The following is a 16,298-nucleotide window of genomic DNA, read 5'->3' on the forward strand; positions in this document are numbered from 1 at the left end:
CGTGGAGACTTGGAAGATGAGCCTGATAAATAAGCTGCATGTCAAGATCTTCGCCGACGGTGCGGATTTTGATGGAATCATGAAAATGTATGCCAACCCGCTCATCAAGGGATTTACTACTAATCCGACATTGATGCGCAAAGCGGGAATCACTGACTATGAAGATTTTGCGCGAAAGGTTCTTGCGGCGATTCCGGATCGGCCGGTCTCGCTCGAGGTGTTTGCCGATGATTTTGACGAAATGGAGCGCCAGGCGAAGGTGATTGCATCCTGGGGCAGGAATGTCAACGTCAAGATTCCCGTTACCAATACCAAACGCGAGTTTTCCGGGGCTCTTATCCGCGAACTTTCAGCAGCCGGGGTTGCGGTCAACGTAACGGCGATAACAACGCTTGAACAAGTCCGCCAAGTGACCGGGTGTCTTGCGCCAGGCACTCCGGCAATCGTTTCGGTATTCGCGGGCCGCATCGCCGATACCGGCGTCGACCCTTTGCCGCTGATGGCCGAGGCAGTGAAGATTCTGAAATCCAAACCGAAGGCTGAGCTCATCTGGGCCAGCCCGCGCGAATTGCTTAACATTTTCCATGCGGACGCCATTGGCTGCCACATTATTACCGTTACCAACGACATCCTTGCGAAGTTGCCGCTCGTGGGGAAGAAGCTCGAAGACTATTCGCTCGACACGGTCCAGATGTTTCATCGTGATGCAGTCGCCGCAGGGTATTCGATTAATACTGAAAAGGCCGCCAAGCCGCCCAAACGCGCAGTTGTTTGAATACGATTCCTTAATCAATCCCGGATAAACCAAGATGAAAAAAGTCCTCATTACCGGAGGTGCGGGCTACGTTGGCAGCGTGCTCACGCCGCAGCTTCTCAAAGCGGGTTATAACGTTACCCTCTATGACATGATGTATTTCGGCAACCATCTGCCGATGGGCCACCCCAATCTCCGGCTTGTCGAAGGGGATATCCGCGATACGGCCAAGCTTGCCAAGGCCTTTGCAGGAATCGAGGCGGTGTTGAACCTTGCCTGCATTTCCAATGATGCCAGCTTTGAACTGGATGAAAAACTCAGTACCAGCGTTAACCTGGATGCTTTTGAACCGATGGTGATCGCTGCCAAAAAAGCGGGCGTGAAACGATTTGTGTACTGTTCCTCTAGTTCCGTTTACGGTGTCTCCGATAAGCCGGAGGTCACCGAAGACCACCCGCTGGTGCCCTTGACTCATTACAATAAATACAAAGGCATGTGCGAACCGTTGCTGTGGAAGCACCAGGGGCCCGGTTTCACCTGTGTCACCATCCGTCCGGCCACCATCTGTGGCTACAGCCCGCGCATGCGCCTTGACCTTTCGGTCAATATTCTGACCAACCATGCTATTAATAACGGCAAGATCACCGTTTTCGGCGGCAGCCAGCTGCGTCCCAACCTGCACATCCAGGACATGTGCGACCTTTACCAGTTGTTGCTCAGCGCGCCTGATGAGAAGATTTCCGGCCAGACCTTCAACGCCGGCTATCAGAACCAGAGCATCATGGACATCGCCAAGATTGTCCGCCGTGTGGTTAAGGAAGAATTTCCGGATAAGGGCGAAATTGAAATTGTGACCACGCCTACCGATGATATCCGCTCCTACCACATTAATTCGGACAAGATCGCCCGCGTGCTTGGCTTCAGGCCGAAATACAGCATCGAAGACGCTGTACGTGATATGTGTAAGGCTTTCAAGGCCGGCAAACTGCCCAACAGCATGACTGATGACCTTTACTTCAATGTCAAGCGCATGAAAGTGCTCAAGGCGGCATGACCGAAAAAGCCATTGCCATTGTCACCGGGGGGGCGGGATTTATTGGCAGTCACATGGTTGACAATCTCCTGGACCATGGCTACCGGGTGAGAACAATAGATAATTTGGTGAGCGGCCGCGAGAGCAATATCGCCCATCTTGCAGGCAGTCCGGATTTTTCGTTTGAACGTGCTGACATTCGCGACCTGCATCCAGGCCACAAGTTGTTTGCACAGGCGCGCTACGTGTTCCACTTTGCGGGGATCGGCGATATTGTTCCCTCCATCGAACACCCTCTTGAATATATGTCCGCAAACGTCCAGGGCACGGCCCATGTGCTGGAGTGTGCCCGTCACATGAAAGTGCAAAAGCTGGTTTATGCGGCATCTTCGTCCTGTTACGGTCTTGCCGCTACGCCGACACGCGAGGATCATCCCATCGCGCCGCGATACCCCTACGCGCTGAGTAAATACATGGGGGAACAGGCGTGTTTTCATTGGCGCAAGGTGTATGGCCTGCCGGTAAATTCGATTCGCATCTTTAATGCTTACGGGACAAGGGTACGGACTACCGGCGCCTACGGCGCGGTGTTCGGCGTCTTCTTCAAGCAAAAACTGGAGGGCAAGCCGTTCACGGTAGCCGGCGACGGCACGCAGAAACGCGACTTTCTTTATGCGACCGACGTGGCGGAGGCATTTCGGCTTGCCGCCGAAACAGACAAGACCGGCGAGATCTGGAATCTCGGGGCCGGCAATCCGCAGTCAGTAAATCACCTGGTTGATCTTTTAGGCGGTGAAAGAATCCATATTCCAAAGCGGCCTGGCGAGCCCGATTGCACCTGGGCCGATATTACGAAGATTACGCGCGATTTGGGATGGCGGCCGCGGGTGTCTTTCGAAGAAGGCGTGGCGCGTATGGCTAGGGACATCGAAGCATGGCGCGATGCACCGTTATGGGATCCGCAATCCATCGCCGAGGCGACGAAAACCTGGTTTCAATATCTTGGCAACAGCTGATACCCGTGCTCGCATCGCTTACCAAGAAATACCGCCACAAGATCAAATCCGTTGAGGAGTTGCGCAAAATCATCGGACCGCGCCCGCGGAAGAAAAAGGTAATCATGTGCCACGGCGTGTTCGATGTGGTGCATCCAGGGCACCTGCGGCATCTTCTTTACGCCAAGAGTAAAGCCGATATCCTGATAGCCAGCATCACGGCGGACGCGCATATCAGCAAGGGACAATACCGGCCGCACATACCGCAAGATCTCCGTGCGCTTAACTTGGCTGCTTTCGAAATCGTCGATTACGTGATCATAGATTCGGAAGCCACCCCGCTAAAGAATATTTCAAGGCTTCAGCCGGATTTTTTTGCCAAGGGCTACGAGTATACCGCTGACAATACCACGCCGAAAACGCATGAAGAGAAGGAAGTGCTGGAGTCCTATGGCGGCAAAATTATTTTTACTCCAGGCGACATTGTCTATTCCTCCACCAAGCTTATTGACCTGGCGCCGCCCAGTATCAGGCTGGAGACGCTGCTCACTTTGATGCATAGGCACAAGCTCACGTTCGGCTCACTGCGGGGAAGCCTCGATAAACTCAAGGGGAAAAAAGTTCATGTGGTGGGGGACACCATCGTTGATAGCTACACCCAGACCGCGATGATTGGCGGTCAAGCCAAAACTCCCACCATGAGCGTGCTTTATGAAAGACGTGATGATTACATCGGTGGAGCTGCTGTAGTGGCAGAGCATTTGCGGGCTGCGGGTGCGCAAGTGGTGTTTTCCACGGTTCTGGGCGATGATGCGTTGAAAGACTTCGTGCTGAACGGGCTCAAGAAGTCCGGTGTCGAATGCCGTCCGGTTATTGACTCTACCCGGCCCACTACCAACAAGAATGCCATCGTAGCGGGCGGCTACAGGCTGCTTAAAATTGATACGCTGGATAACCGCACTATTTCTGACGAGATACTTGATAAACTGGCCAAGACTGTCAAAGGAACATCCTGTGATGCCGTGGTGTTCAGTGATTTTCGCCACGGCATCTTCAATCGCCGCACTATTCCGCGGCTGGTCAAAGCCATTCCACCAAAAGCATACAAAGTAGCGGACAGCCAGGTTGCCAGCCGTTGGGGCAACATAACCGAGTTCAAAAATTTCGATCTCATTACGCCCAATGAGCGGGAAGCCCGTTTCGCATTGGCTGACCAGGATTCCGGCATTCGTCCCCTGGCTTCCGCTCTGTACGATTCCGCAAATTGCAAGACGCTTATCCTAAAACTCGGTGAACGCGGCGTGCTCACCTGCCGCAGTAAAAACCATGAATTCCTTGATTCCTTCGCGGTGGTGGATAGTTTTGTCGATCGGTTGGTAGACGCGGTCGGTGCCGGAGATGCGCTCCTCGCTTATGCTACTTTAGCCATGCTTGTCACGAAGTCGGACACAGTTGCCACCATAATTGGCTCGATGGCGGCGGCATGTGAATGTGAACGCGACGGGAATGTTCCAATTACGCCTGGAGACGTGCATAAAAAGATTGACGATGTTGAACGGCAGGCCAATTACCGCTAGGTCATCAGTTTTATGCGATCTCTCGTAGTCGGCCTCGGTGTCCAGGGTAATAAACGCCGGCACTTCGCCGGAAGCGATTTTGTCGCTGCCGTCGACCCGGTCAATACCGAAGCCCAATACCGCGCGGTCGAGGAAGTCCCGCTTTCAAGTTATGATGCGGCGCTGGTGTGCATATCCGATAAACCCAAAGTGGATGTGCTCACTTACCTCCTGAACAACGGCAAACACGTGTTGGTGGAAAAGCCGTTGTGGGCTGATGACGGTGACAAGATCATGCAGCTCAACCGGCTCGCAGACTCCAGGAAGGTTGTATGCTACACCGCATATAACCACCGCTTCGAGCCGCATTACATGCGCATGCGCGACTTGGTTAAATCCGGCGAGCTGGGAAAAATTTATCGCTGCAGGATGTTTTACGGCAATGGCACTGCCAGGCTGGTGCGCGATTCGGCGTGGCGCGATCAAGGCGCGGGAGTGCTGCCGGACCTGGGGTCACATCTCTTGGATACCGCAAGATTCTGGTTTGGCGAGCTGGAAGATGATTTTCACATCGTTTCCGCCAATTGTTTTGAGAACCGGGCGCCGGATCACGTAGTGTTCGCCTCGGATACGACCAAACCCAAACTTGAGTTTGAAATTACGCTTCTATCCTGGCGTAATGATTTCACCTGCGATGTGCTCGCCGAAAAAGGCACGGCCCACATTCGCTCGCTGTGCAAATGGGGCCCCAGCATATTTACCAAGCGTACCCGGATACTGCCTTCCGGCCGTCCTCCCGAAGACGTAGTCACCCTGGTCGAAGACGATCCAACCTGGGCCGCCGAGTATGCCCATTTCAAGGCGCTTTGCAAGAGTCCCAGCACCGACCTGTCCAATGATTTGTGGTTGCAGCGGCTGTTGCGCAGATTGGGCGAGGATGCCTTGCGAAAGATCAGAGCGTGAGCATGTTTGTCATCGGATATGCAGGGATGACCCACCTCGGACTCAACTCGGCCGCTGCGGCGGCGGAGAAAGGATTCGAAACGCTTTGCTTCGATGCCGATCCCGCCGTCATTGCAAGGCTGAGCTCAGGAGCACTGCCGGTGATGGAGCCTGGTTTACCACAGTTGCTGGAGAAAAACCGGGAGCGCATCAGATTTACATCAGACAGCGGCGATCTCAAACGTTGCGATGTCATCTACATTGCCGCTGATGTGCCTACCGATGATCAGGGAGAGAGCGATCTCACCGGTATCCGGGCGCTGATTGACGCTGCTGCCATCGGCCTAAACAGCAAAGCGATTCTGGTAATCCTGTGCCAAGTACCGCCGGGATTTACCCGAAGCCTTCCGCTGCCGCCAGAACGCCTTTATTACCAGGCTGAAACACTGATATTCGGGAATGCAGTGGAACGTGCCGTGCGTCCCGAGCGCATTATTGTCGGCTGTGCGGCTCCGCAGCGGCCGCTGCCTGAAAGCTACCGGCAATTTTTGTCGGCATTCGAATGCCCCATCCTGCCGATGCGCTTTGAGAGCGCCGAGCTGGCCAAAATCGCCATCAACTGCTGTCTTGTGGCTTCAATCAGCGTGGCCAACACGCTTGCGGAACTCAGCGAGCGGATAGGCGCCGACTGGAGTGAAATCGCGCCCGCCTTGAAGCTTGATAGGCGCATTGGCGCACATTCGTATCTCAACCCGGGTCTTGGGCTGGCCGGCGGAAATCTGGAACGGGATCTGGCCACAGTGCTGCGCCTTGCTCAGGCAACCGGCAGTGACGCGGGCATTATTGAAGCCTTCGTGCGCAACAGCCGGCATCGGCGCGATTGGGTGCTACGCACGCTTCACGGCGAGGTGCTCGCAGTAAAGCCGCGCGCCGTACTGGGCGTGCTCGGACTTGCTTACAAAGAAAACACGCACTCCATCAAGAATTCTCCCTCGCTGGCGCTGATCAAGCATCTGCAGCGCTGCACACTCAGGGTTTACGATCCGGCGGTTCCGTCTACCTCGGCAAACCATCCCGCCGCCACAGGCTGCGCTTCGGCGCTTAAGGCGGCACAAGGCGTCGATGCGCTTATCATCATGACGCCTTGGCCTGTCTTCCGCGATCTTAAGCCCGCCGATCTCGCGCAGGTGATGGCAGGCCGGGCGGTTATTGATCCTTATCGCGTCCTCGACGGGAATGCCGTGGTTTCGGCCGGCCTCGACTATTTCACTCTCGGCATGCCTGCGCTGCGCGCCGAAAAGCACAAGGCAGCTCGTGCTTGAACACTTAAATCCAAATCCCGTCAAGCCGAGCCGCGTCGTCGTCATCGGCGCCGGCGGTTTTGTCGGAGGAGCAATCAGGAAGAAACTTACTGCCGAGGGCGTGAACACGCTTGCGCTTACCCGCAAAGAAATGGATTTGCTGGCAGACGATGCCGCTGCGAGATTAAGGGAATTATTGCAGCCGACCGACAGCGTGGTTATGGTCTCGGCGGTTGCTCCTGCCAAGACCATTCCCGATCTCATGCAGAATCTGAAAATGGCGGAAGCGGTATGCGAGGTGCTGGCCGCCGCAACCGTTGCGCATCTCGTCTATATCAGCTCGGATGCGGTTTACGCGGATGACGCCAACCCGGTGAACGAGCGATCATACTGCGCGCCATCAACTCTTCATGGCATGATGCATGCGGCGCGCGAGTTGATGCTCAAGTCATCAACTCATGCGCCCTTCGCGGCATTGCGCCCTACCCTGATTTACGGCGCAGCAGACCCGCATAACGGCTATGGTCCCAACCGCTTCCGCCGCCAGGCCGCCAAGGGGGAGCCGATTACGTTGTTTGGCGAAGGCGAAGAAAGGCGCGACCATGTTGCAATCGAAGACGTTGCCGCCCTTGTCGCGCTGGTGCTTGCACACCGCAGTGCGGGAGTTCTGAATGTGGCAACCGGTGTATCGACATCGTTTCATGACATCGCGCACATGACAGCCGCTTTATTTTCCAATATGGTTCCAGTCAAAAGTACGCCTCGCCAGGGTCCGCGCCCGCACTTGACACATCGGTTCTTTGACATCACCGATTGCCTAAAGGCATTTCCTGATTTTCATTACACCCCTCTCAGCAAGGGGCTATTCCTGGCAAAACAGGCTGCATAAAAAGAGGATTCATGGCTGAAGTAAATTTGCTGGCGCGGTTACCCAAGACCGAGCGCAACATTCAGAAGCGCACTGAGGCGCAAACGCCGGAGAATATTGCGATCGCACGGCAATACGGTGAAGCCTATTTTGACGGACCGCGCGAAGTGGGTTATGGCGGCTACCGTTATGACGGCCGCTGGATACCGATCGCCGAAGATTTCGTGCACCATTTCAAGCTCAAGCCGGGCGACCGGGTGCTGGATGTGGGTTGTGCCAAGGGTTTTCTGGTCAGGGATTTGATGCAAGTATGTCCGGGGCTTGAAGCGTTCGGCCTCGACATTTCCGAATATGCGCTGATGCACTGCGAACCAAAAGTGGTCGGCCGGCTGCACCTGGGCAGCGCGGACAAATTGCCTTTCCCGGATAACAGTTTCAGCGCCGTCATCTCAATCAACACCATTCATAATTTCGAGCGCGCTGACGCGGTTCGTGCAGTACGTGAAGTTGAACGCCTCGCTCCCGGTCGCGGCTTCATTCAAGTTGATTCCTACCGCACTCCCGAACAGAGGGATTTGTTCCTGAGCTGGGTGCTCACCGCCAAGTTTCATGATTACCCTGCGGGCTGGCTTAAATTGTTCAAGGAAGCCGGTTATACGGGTGACTGGTATTGGACGATACTTGAGTAACTGTTTAAAATTACGTTAAAGCAAAGAAGCCTGAAAAATTTATGAAAACCTATGTGATTCTGGGAGGGGGCGGCTCATTTGGCATTCACGCCGCTTTTTATCTCCTAAACAACGCCAACCCAAAGAAAGTTATCGGTATCGGGCGTAATCCGCTCAGGCCCGAGCCGTTTTCACTCAATATCGACAAACATCCTCTCTACCGGTACCACGCTTATCACGTCACCTATGAGCTGGATTCGTTAATGGAAGTATTGGACAAAGAAAAGCCGGAGGTCATCGTTAACTTCGCCGCGCAGGGTGAAGGAGCGGTTTCTTGGAAGAAATCCTGGCGGTTTTTTGAGACCAACTCCATGGCGCTTGCGCGGCTTACCGAGGAGTTGATGGCGCGTGACTATTTAGAGCGCTTCATCCAGATCGGTACTTCGGAACTCTACGGCTCGGTCGATTTCGCTGCCAAGGAAACCACTCCAATCCAGCCGACCAGTCCCTATGCCGCTTCCAAGGCTGCTTTTGATATGCATTTGATGTCTATTCACAAGGTTCTCAAATTTCCGATGAACATCATTCGGCCGTCAAATGCTTATTGCCCCGGCCAGCTTTTGCATCGCGTAATCCCCAAGGCCATCGTGTGCGGGCTTACCGGCAGAAAGCTTCCGCTGCATGGCGGCGGGCGCGCGGAGAAATCCTACATTCATGCTCGTGATCTCGCCCGGGCAATTCATCTTGTTGCCGAGAAAGCGCCACTCGGACCGGTTTACAACGCAGGCCCCAAGGAGCCGACTTCAATTCGCCGGGTAGTCGAGTTGACTGCCGAAGCGCTGGGTATGCCTTTTGAACAGCTGTGTGAACTGACGGGTGACCGGCTTGGGCAGGATTCTCGTTACTGGCTTGATTCGAGCGCAATCAAACGGGATGTCGGCTGGGAGCCCCGGATAGGCTGGCAAGAAGGGCTCGCCGAGATGGTTGCTTGGGGCCGTAAATATCTTGACCAATTGCGCGACTGGCCGATGGATTACATTCTTCGAGCATAATGCGTACGTTTTTCAAGGTATGAATGGATAAGGATGTTTTCTTGTCTGCAATGGGCAGACTTCGGGCGTCCGATGCTGTAGCCGGAATTATCATAATGGAAGACGGGCGCTACGTTATGCAATTGAGGGATGCGGTCCCTGACATTTTTTATCCAGATCATTGGGGTTGCTTCGGAGGTGCGGTTGATGATGTAGAGAATCCCCTCCAGGCATTACGACGCGAATTGCGCGAGGAATTGGAATTTGAGATCAATGAAGCGAACGAATTTATTCGCTTTGATTTTGACCTGACCACGCTTGGTCAGGGAAAGGTGTTCCGCATTTATTATGAGTTATTTGTTTCGCTGGAAAGCTTCTCACGCTTTGTCTTGCATGAAGGGGTGCTAGTAAGGGCTTTCACGGCCAGGGAAATCCTTACTCAACAACGTATGACCCCTTACGACGCCTATGCAATCTGGCTGCATGCGAGCAGATCACGATTTCAGTCAGGGTAGTTTGGCACACCGCCGTCAAAGGATAAATGTCACTTAGACCGGTGATGGGTGGCGGTAAATGAATCATGCGCTAGGCCTTTACCAAGTTTTCGCGGGTCTGAGATAAACGCTGCGCGTGTCCACAATGAGCTTGGTGTGGCGCTTTATCTCATCTCGTAATCGAAGGCAGCGCGACTGGGTTCGCTCGCACACCTAATCGAAAAGGAATCGGTTACAGTTTGCAGCGATGGGCTCTAGATCGCACTGCTGCTAAAACAGGGTTCACATCGACTCAGGCACATACTTTGTGCCGCCAAGGAATGACGAAGTCGGGCCGGGTTTCCTTGATGATTTGAATTAACCTCGGAGAATCCAGCACCTCTCAGAGAATTCAAATTTCCGGGGAGAATAGCCAAAGTCCTGCTTGGCGGCAAGATGATCGAAAGCAAGATCGAGATTGATGCGATTGACCATCTCTAAATTGATATGCTTATATGCAGGAACCAGGGAAGCTCCTTTCACCAATAAAGCAAATGCCTGTAAAGGAATTCTAACGATACGAGGTTTCTTGCCCAATGCCCTAAAAATGGCTTCCACCATTTTACGATAGGTAAGCGTCTCGCCTCCGCTTAAATCGTAGGCCCGGTTATAAGCCGCAGGGCACTCTAATACCGTCACACATGCCGTGGCCAAATCATCGGCATGTACCGGTTGGCGCAGTCCATTTCCCTCACCGACTATCGGGAAAAAACCGAAACGATGTATGAATTTCGCGATTGTCGTTACGTTCTTGTCCAGGCCGGCGCCGTAAATCAGCGTGGGGCGGAACAGCGTCCACTTGATGCCGTGCAACGCGCAGCTCTCCACAACGGACTCTTCCGCCTGAGCGAGGTCGTTCGCCCACGCCCGCTCTTCGGGGGCTCCCGAGCGCAACTTGGTGAACCGGCTCGTCGAGCTGAACGCGACAAGGCGCCTCAAGCCCTGCGCGGCCAAGGTATCGATCAAGCCGCGCACGGTTGGCAAAGGCGCGAGGTGGATCAGGGTGGCAGCGCCCGGGACGTTCAACGACCGGGGCTCGCGGACGATGTCCAGCTTGTGCCAGATCACGTTCCCCTCAGGTACGGTTTGCCCTTCGACGTGTCTACGGGTGACGGCGTGAACCATGAAACCGCCCCGGACCAGGTGCGGGATGAGGAACGTCCCGATCTGGCTCGTGGCGCCGGTGACAATCACTGGGGGCGGCAAAACGTCCGAACGTTGTGCGGACGCGCCCTCCGATTCGAACGGGCCGCTCATCTGCGCCCAAGGCCGAACCCGCCCGACGTGGCGCAGGCTGTAATAGATGGCCATCGCCCCAAATCGCAGCCACACCCCAGCCCCCACCAGCCACATCAATACGCCGGGGTATTGATGGCGGAAGAATTTAAGGTAGAACCGCATCATCCCTTTATGCTTATGCCACTCCACAAAAATCGGCCGCGCCTTGCTGCTTGTTCCCTTGTAATGCACCACTTTCGCATCGGGGACAAAAAGAATCCTCCAACCCTTCTGGCGAAAGCGCATGCACCAGTCCAAGTCCTCGCAGTGCATGAAATAGCCTTCGTCCCACAAGCCCACATCAGCGACCGCTTCGCGCTTGACCAACATGCAGGCACCGGAAATCGCCTCCACCTCGATGGGCCGATCCGGCAAGGGCTGCTTGTGCAGATGGAAATCAAAAAACAACTTCGGCCAGCGCCTGGCGAAGCGGCTCAACCCAAAAGCCCGCACAAAAGAACGCCAGGGTGTGGGCACCGCACGGCGCCCGCCGCCCTGCTCGGAACCGTCGGGATTGACCAGCAACCCGCCCACCATTCCCACCGCCGCGTCCGCTTGCAAAGCCCGCAACAACTCGGAAACCGCCGCCCCATCCAGGCAGCAGTCGGGGTTCAGAAACAGCACGAAGTCGTCCTTGGCCTGGGAAAAGCCGATATTGCAGGCGGCCGCAAAGCCAAGATTGGCATCATTGCGAATGATCTTGAGCTTAGGTTCATCAGCAAACTGACGCGCGCAGCCCTCGACACTCGGATCGCTTGAAGCATTGTCGACGACCAGGACTTCACTCACCTGGGGCAGGGCTGCACGGACGCACTCTGTCAGGAGTAGTCCGGCGTTGTAGTTCACGACCACGACTGAGACCGGCGGCTTGCTAGATCGCGTATCTACCTCATTAACCATCGGGGTTTCCATCTCGCCTGGCGGTCGTGCCTGCCAGGAATCATGCGCTTATCCAGCACCCGCCAAATATCCCGAACCGATGCAACACGCGCAGCCTGAATCTTTTTGCGTTTCGCCCACATGCGAGGCAGACCTTTGATAGCATCCCACTTGGCACGCAGAATTACGCCCCCCTGTCCTCGCAGTGAAAGCCACACAACAGAGACCAGATTGAGCACCAAGTGCAGCGGCAACAGCAGCCAAAACAAGGCTCCCGGCATGTTCTTTACGAAGGTCCACACCAGATTGCGGTGTCCGTGATAAACGGGAAAATCGCTGTGCTGCCCGCCGGTGGTTGCCGAACCCACATGATGAACCACCGCATCCGGCACATACATGGCTTTGTGCCCCGCCAAGCGTAGACGAAAACCCAAATCCACATCCTCCACATAACAGAAGAAGTCCTCATCAAACCCGCCTACGTCCACCAGAGCCTGCCGCCGATACAGGGCGGCTGCCGCACAGGGGGAAAATATCTCCTGCGGGGCCAGGTCTTCCGCCTGTTGCCGCGCACCATGCCGCTCTCGCCAAACCAACCCGCTTATATGGTAGCTGTCACCGATCCCATCCAAAACTTCAGAATTGCCTTGGCACAACTGACGGGAGCCAAATGCAGCCACATCCGGGTACGCACTAGCGGCTGCAAGTAAACACTCAAGCCAGTCTGGCTCCGGAAAAGCATCGGGGTTGAGCAAAGCCACAAACTCAGTAGCGCATTCGGCGAGGCCGCGGTTGTTGCCCGCCGCAAAACCAAAGTTGCCCTTCATTCTATGCACGGTGACATTTGCGAATGCCTCAGCGCTGGTGGCGGAGTCATCAGAACTGGCGTTATCCACCACCAGCACACGCGCAGGCTGGACAGTCTGCCGCTCAAGGTGTCTCAAGCAGTCGCCCAGAAGCGCTCCGCTGTTCCAGTTAACGACAATGACAGTTACAGTCATCATTCACACAGATTTCCAAATACCCAGTAACTCATCCACATAGAGCTATAAGGAAACGCTGATTTATTCGCATATATGGCTCGATACATTTTCCGTTCGTCCCGAGTGCCGCGCTATGCGCGGCGTATCGAGGGACTCTCGGAAAACACTCGCCACGAACGGGATTTAATCAGCGTTTCCATAAAGCGATGCATTTGCCCTTCTTTATTGGAACTCCACAGCATGCAGGTGCCATACTTTATCCGCTGAAGACGATAATTGCAGATGCAATAAATACGATGAAAGGTCGATAGCGGGTATTTCATAGCAGAATCGAGTGCCAGGCTTAACCGACAGTCGTAGACCATCCAAATGGACTTCTGGCGCGGTTTCCAGATCACACCGAACCCAGATCACAGCAGGGGGAAGCTGGTTGTACCAAGGCAGAAAAACATCCACGTGGCAATCCACTTCATTACCATATGGAGAAAGCCCATAATTAAAACGCCTGCTGAGTCCGCTTGGGTTTTGAAACTGGCGTTTCTGATGACGATAGAAATCCAGCGCCTTCAATAAAAATCGCTCAAATCCGGTTACTTGACCGGATAAAAGATCTTGGTAGTAAAAGCCGATCAATGACTTAACTGTAGCAGTCGGGGTGGCATTCAGCCAAAGATGTCGGCCAATTTCGAAAAACCGCCTCCATGAACGGCTCGATGTCTTAGTACCCTCATATATTCTCACCACTGACAGTGGCTTGTTCAGATAGTGGAATTTCGCCCCCGACCGGTAAAGTCGCGTCCATAAATCCCAATCCATGATGTAATGCAATTCAGAATCCAGACGCCCGATCGCCTCCAATGCAGTTCGGCGCACAAAACAGGATGGTTGGGAGATACAACACCCTTTCGATATTGAGGAAATATCGCTATCGATTCCTGGAAAATAACCTAAAAAATGGCCGACTTCATCCACAAAGACCGAGTCACCATAGACTACGTCCACATCAGGGCGACTGAGGAAAACTCTTTTCACTGCATCAAGGGTATCCGGAAAGTAATAGTCGTCAGCACATAGCCAAGCAACAATTTCACCATCAGTATTATCCCATCCTTCCTGTATCGCTGGCGTTTGGCCCGCATCGTGCCCATGTCTGCGATAACTCAGTAGGTCCCGATAGTTTTCCAAGACTTTCTGTACACTGTCGTCCGGAGTTGCATCTATCACGGCCAGTTGGACATCCCGGGCCTGCACGCGAATGCTTTCTAGCGCGGATGGCAGAAAATTGGCCTGTCGGTATACGGGTATCGCTATACTAAATTGCACTTACTAGATTCCAGGGAATAATGACAATACACGTTCGGGGTTGAATTCCTGCGCATCAACGCGACACAGGTGCCGCATGGCTGTTGAGAAAATCCGCATAGGCCTTCGCCAACCCGGCCTGCAATGAGGTGGGAGCGCGCCAGCCAAGGGCATTCAGGCGAGTGACATCCAAAAGCTTTCGCGGCGTACCATCAGGCTTTGAGGTGTCAAAAACGATTTCGCCTTCAAAACCCCCCACCTTCTTTACCAGCGCAGCCAGTTCACCGATGGTCACGTCTTCACCGACCCCAATGTTCACCAGAGGCGGCTCAAACTTTCCGCTTACTGTTTCATCACTGCCGAGCAGTCTGCTAAATGAGTCGTCTGGCAAATTCATCAGGAAAACGCAGACATCGGCCATGTCCTCGCTGTAAAGAAACTCTCGCCTTGGCGTACCGGTTCCCCAAACCGCCACTTGCTGGTCGCCGCGCACCTTGGCTTCGTGAAACTTGCGGATCAGTGCCGGAATTACATGGCTATTGTTCAAATCGTAGTTGTCACCCGGGCCATAGAGATTGGTCGGCATCACAGCCAGATAGCGCGTGTCGTATTGCCGGTTATAACTCCAGCACATTTCGATGCCGGCAATCTTGGCCAAGGCATAAGGCCGGTTGGTGGGCTCCAAGGGGCCAGTCAGAAGGCAGTCCTCGCGCATCGGCTGCGGCGCCAATTTTGGATAGATGCAGCTCGAACCCAGAAACATCAGGCGCGCAACCCCGCTCTGGTAGGCAGCGTGAATGATATTGGTCTGGATGGCGAGGTTGTCGCGAATGAACTCCGCAGGATAGGTATTGTTGGCCAGGATGCCACCAACTCGAGCTGCTGCGAGAAAGACATAGGCCGGCTTTTCCTGCGCAAAGAAATCAACCGTCGCCGCCTGATCCGTCAGATCCAGTTCGGCATGAGATCGGGTGCAGATATTGGTGTAACCCTTCCCAAGCAAATTGCGCACGATGGCCGACCCAACAAGGCCACGATGCCCGGCGACATAAATTTTGGCGTGCTTTTCCATCGGCCCCTGCTTACTCGTGATAATCGTACGCAGAATAGCCATGGCGTTTTACCAGGTGGTCCCTTTCAGCGGATTTAAGGTCCTCATGCACCATTTCAGCGACAAGTTGCTTGAATTTTATCTTTGGGGTCCAACCGAGCTTAATCTTGGCCTTGCTTGCATCACCAAGCAAACTCTCCACCTCGGTTGGACGAAAGTAACGTGGGTCAACAGCAACAATGCATTTTCCCGAGGCGTCGTAGCCTTTTTCCTCTATACCTGAACCTCGCCAGTGAATCGTCATACCGAGTTCATGTGCTGCGGCATTGAGAAAATCTCGCACGCTATATTGCTCTCCGCTCGCAATGACAAAGTCCTCAGGGGTGTCCTGTTGCAACATCAACCACGTCGCTTCGACGTAGTCTCGCGCATGGCCCCAATCGCGTTTGGCATCCAAGTTCCCGAGGTACAGGCAGACCTGCAGCCCCAATTTGATTCTCGCCAAAGCGCGCGTAATCTTCCGGGTGACAAAAGTTTCCCCTCGCACAGGTGATTCGTGGTTGAACAGGATCCCGTTACACGCGTACAAGCCATAAGCCTCCCGGTAATTTACGGTAATCCAGTGCGCATAAAGTTTGGCGACCGCATAAGGGGAGCGAGGATAAAACGGGGTTGTTTCCGTCTGCGGGGTGTCCTGTACCAAACCGTAGAGCTCAGAAGTTGAAGCCTGGTAATAACGGGTTTTCTTTTCCAGCCCGAGGATTCTTATTGCTTCGAGCAGTCGCAATGCGCCGAGCGCATCAGAATCGGCAGTGTATTCCGGTTCTTCGAAGGAAACCGCAACGTGGCTCTGGGCAGCCAGGTTATAGATTTCATGTGGCTGAACCTGTTGAATTATGCGGACAAGGCTGCTGGAATCAGTCATGTCTCCATAATGGAGAATAAACCTACGGTCTTTTTCGTGCGGATCTTGGTAGAGATGATCAATCCGATCAGTATTAAACAATGATGACCGCCGCTTGATACCGTGAACCTCGTAGCCTTTGTTTAACAATAATTCAGCCAGGTAGGCCCCATCTTGTCCTGTAATTCCGGTGATTAAAGCAACTTTGTGCATAAGCCTT

At 54.1% G+C, this 16,298-nt stretch carries 15 protein-coding genes; 10 read left to right on the plus strand and 5 right to left on the minus strand.

The window, feature by feature from the left end; genetic code table 11:
• Window position 1: 1 nt before the first annotated feature.
• From VHE58_04330 to VHE58_04375, 10 genes are read left to right on the plus strand one after another with little or no spacing between them, the layout of a single operon-like run.
• Window positions 2-775 carry a transaldolase gene (locus VHE58_04330; GenBank protein HVS26509.1) on the plus strand — a complete coding sequence of 258 codons (774 nt, stop codon included), beginning with the start codon at window positions 2-4 and terminating at the stop codon, window positions 773-775.
• Between the two features lie 34 nt (window positions 776-809).
• A complete protein-coding gene (locus tag VHE58_04335; GenBank protein HVS26510.1) occupies window positions 810-1,808 on the plus strand; it encodes an SDR family oxidoreductase in 999 nt (332 codons plus the stop codon).
• Window positions 1,805-2,803 carry an NAD-dependent epimerase/dehydratase family protein gene (locus VHE58_04340; protein HVS26511.1) on the plus strand — a complete coding sequence of 333 codons (999 nt, stop codon included), beginning with the start codon at window positions 1,805-1,807 and terminating at the stop codon, window positions 2,801-2,803. The genes VHE58_04335 and VHE58_04340 overlap by 4 nt, the downstream gene beginning before the upstream one ends.
• A gap of 59 nt (window positions 2,804-2,862) precedes the next feature.
• Entirely contained in the window at window positions 2,863-4,359 is a 1,497-nt protein-coding gene (locus tag VHE58_04345) for a PfkB family carbohydrate kinase (protein HVS26512.1), read from the plus strand.
• 12 nt (window positions 4,360-4,371) lie between these two features.
• Window positions 4,372-5,301: a Gfo/Idh/MocA family oxidoreductase gene (locus VHE58_04350; GenBank protein ID HVS26513.1), complete on the plus strand. Its 930-nt coding sequence runs from the start codon at window positions 4,372-4,374 to the stop codon at window positions 5,299-5,301.
• A 26-nt stretch (window positions 5,302-5,327) separates the two neighbouring features.
• On the plus strand, window positions 5,328-6,602 hold the full coding sequence (locus tag VHE58_04355) for a nucleotide sugar dehydrogenase (protein HVS26514.1): 1,275 nt from the start codon (window positions 5,328-5,330) through the stop codon (window positions 6,600-6,602).
• A complete protein-coding gene (locus VHE58_04360; protein ID HVS26515.1) occupies window positions 6,595-7,470 on the plus strand; it encodes an NAD-dependent epimerase/dehydratase family protein in 876 nt (291 codons plus the stop codon). Before VHE58_04355 ends, VHE58_04360 begins: the two co-directional genes overlap by 8 nt.
• 11 nt (window positions 7,471-7,481) lie before the next feature.
• Window positions 7,482-8,138 carry a methyltransferase domain-containing protein gene (locus tag VHE58_04365; GenBank protein ID HVS26516.1) on the plus strand — a complete coding sequence of 219 codons (657 nt, stop codon included), beginning with the start codon at window positions 7,482-7,484 and terminating at the stop codon, window positions 8,136-8,138.
• 41 nt (window positions 8,139-8,179) lie between these two features.
• Window positions 8,180-9,169: a GDP-mannose 4,6-dehydratase gene (locus tag VHE58_04370; GenBank protein HVS26517.1), complete on the plus strand. Its 990-nt coding sequence runs from the start codon at window positions 8,180-8,182 to the stop codon at window positions 9,167-9,169.
• Window positions 9,170-9,219: 50 nt separating this feature from the next.
• A complete protein-coding gene (locus tag VHE58_04375; GenBank protein ID HVS26518.1) occupies window positions 9,220-9,663 on the plus strand; it encodes an NUDIX domain-containing protein in 444 nt (147 codons plus the stop codon).
• Window positions 9,664-9,999: 336 nt separating this feature from the next.
• Here VHE58_04375 and VHE58_04380 read toward each other — a convergent pair whose 3' ends face one another.
• The 5 genes from VHE58_04380 to gmd all read right to left on the minus strand — a co-directional run bounded on the left by VHE58_04380 (window position 10,000) and on the right by gmd (window position 16,291).
• Window positions 10,000-11,871: a glycosyltransferase gene (locus VHE58_04380; GenBank protein HVS26519.1), complete on the minus strand. Its 1,872-nt coding sequence runs from the start codon at window positions 11,869-11,871 to the stop codon at window positions 10,000-10,002.
• Entirely contained in the window at window positions 11,844-12,842 is a 999-nt protein-coding gene (locus VHE58_04385; protein ID HVS26520.1) for a glycosyltransferase family 2 protein, read from the minus strand. The genes VHE58_04380 and VHE58_04385 overlap by 28 nt, the downstream gene beginning before the upstream one ends.
• 201 nt (window positions 12,843-13,043) lie before the next feature.
• Window positions 13,044-14,144, minus strand: coding sequence for a glycosyltransferase (locus VHE58_04390; protein ID HVS26521.1), 1,101 nt, complete (start codon window positions 14,142-14,144; stop codon window positions 13,044-13,046).
• Window positions 14,145-14,199: 55 nt separating this feature from the next.
• Window positions 14,200-15,195: a GDP-L-fucose synthase gene (locus VHE58_04395; protein HVS26522.1), complete on the minus strand. Its 996-nt coding sequence runs from the start codon at window positions 15,193-15,195 to the stop codon at window positions 14,200-14,202.
• Between the two features lie 10 nt (window positions 15,196-15,205).
• Window positions 15,206-16,291 carry a GDP-mannose 4,6-dehydratase gene (gene gmd / locus VHE58_04400; protein HVS26523.1) on the minus strand — a complete coding sequence of 362 codons (1,086 nt, stop codon included), beginning with the start codon at window positions 16,289-16,291 and terminating at the stop codon, window positions 15,206-15,208.
• Between the last annotated feature and the right edge of the window lie 7 nt (window positions 16,292-16,298).

This window comes from Burkholderiales bacterium (genome assembly GCA_035543335.1).
Taxonomy (GTDB): domain Bacteria; phylum Pseudomonadota; class Gammaproteobacteria; order Burkholderiales; family JAHFRG01; genus JAHFRG01.

Coding starts and splice junctions, on each gene's coding strand:
- VHE58_04335 (HVS26510.1), top strand. CDS start 810: ATGAAAAAAGTCCTCATTACCGGAGGTGCGGGCTACGTTGGCAGCGTG.
- VHE58_04340 (HVS26511.1), top strand. CDS start 1,805: ATGACCGAAAAAGCCATTGCCATTGTCACCGGGGGGGCGGGATTTATT.
- VHE58_04350 (HVS26513.1), top strand. CDS start 4,372: ATGCGATCTCTCGTAGTCGGCCTCGGTGTCCAGGGTAATAAACGCCGG.
- VHE58_04355 (HVS26514.1), top strand. CDS start 5,328: ATGACCCACCTCGGACTCAACTCGGCCGCTGCGGCGGCGGAGAAAGGA.
- VHE58_04365 (HVS26516.1), top strand. CDS start 7,482: ATGGCTGAAGTAAATTTGCTGGCGCGGTTACCCAAGACCGAGCGCAAC.
- VHE58_04370 (HVS26517.1), top strand. CDS start 8,180: ATGAAAACCTATGTGATTCTGGGAGGGGGCGGCTCATTTGGCATTCAC.
- VHE58_04375 (HVS26518.1), top strand. CDS start 9,220: ATGGGCAGACTTCGGGCGTCCGATGCTGTAGCCGGAATTATCATAATG.
- VHE58_04380 (HVS26519.1), bottom strand. CDS start 11,871: ATGGAAACCCCGATGGTTAATGAGGTAGATACGCGATCTAGCAAGCCG.
- VHE58_04385 (HVS26520.1), bottom strand. CDS start 12,842: ATGATGACTGTAACTGTCATTGTCGTTAACTGGAACAGCGGAGCGCTT.
- VHE58_04395 (HVS26522.1), bottom strand. CDS start 15,195: ATGGAAAAGCACGCCAAAATTTATGTCGCCGGGCATCGTGGCCTTGTT.
- gmd (HVS26523.1), bottom strand. CDS start 16,291: ATGCACAAAGTTGCTTTAATCACCGGAATTACAGGACAAGATGGGGCC.